At 61.7% G+C, this 945-nt stretch carries 1 pseudogene; it reads left to right on the top strand.

Features of this window, described 5'->3' with window-relative positions:
- A pseudogene (locus CSQ89_RS21660) lies at positions 1-817 on the top strand (IS91 family transposase); the annotation flags it as partial.
- Between the last annotated feature and the right edge of the window lie 128 nt (positions 818-945).

Genomic DNA, 945 nt, shown 5'->3' with positions numbered 1-945 from the left:
CTGGCGCAAACAGCAGGCAGGACACCTGAGCCTCGCTCAGCTCAAGGTCATGTCGGCCATCGAACAGTGCCGTACTGCGGCGCTGGGAGGGCATGCGCTTCACTGCGATGCCTGCAACCACGAGGAGATCAGCTACAACTCCTGCCGTAACCGACATTGCCCGAAGTGTCAGGCACGTGCCGCGCAGAAATGGCTGGATGCCCGACAGGCCGACCTGCTGCCCGTCGAGTATTACCACGTCGTTTTTACCCTGCCCGAACCGATCAGTGCCATCGCCTACACCAACAAGGCCACGATCTACCGTCTCCTGTTCGAGGTGGCGGCGGAAACACTGCTGACCATCGCGGCCGATCCCAAACATCTGGGTGCGCAAGTCGGTGCGACGCTGGTGCTGCATACTTGGGGGTCGGCGCTGACGCACCATCCGCACGTCCATGGTGTCGTCCCTGGCGGCGGCATTTCCCGGGATGGAGAGCGCTGGATCGCTTGCCGCCGTGGGTTCTTCCTGCCCGTGCGCGTTCTCTCCCGATTGTTCCGACGGCGCTTTATCGAGGAACTGGAGAAGCTTCATCACTCAGGGCAGCTCCAGTTCTTTGGCGAGCACGAGAACCTGAGCGATGTCGGTACATTCAAGCGTTGGTTGGCAGCGCAGCGGAAGTGCGAGTGGGTGGTGTATGCCAAGCGTCCATTTGCCGGTCCCGAGGCCGTGCTGGCCTACCTGTCGCGCTATACGCACCGCGTGGCGATCTCGAACCGACGGCTGGTGTCCATGGACGAAACGGGCGTGAGCTTCCGCTGGAAGGATTACCGGGTCAAAGGTAAATACCCGGCGGGCAGCATCTACCCACGGAAGGCGCTTCTGGTTTATGGCGTGCGCCGTGCTTCGATGAAACGATGGAGCAGTTCGTAGGCCACGCGCCACTGATGCCCATCAACCCGCAGTGT

This window comes from Chitinimonas sp. BJB300 (genome assembly GCF_002735695.1).
In the GTDB taxonomy this organism is placed as follows: Bacteria; Pseudomonadota; Gammaproteobacteria; order Burkholderiales; family Chitinimonadaceae; genus Chitinimonas.
The sequence above is the reverse complement of the archived record's forward strand: the minus strand, read 5'-3'. Positions and strand labels throughout refer to the sequence as shown.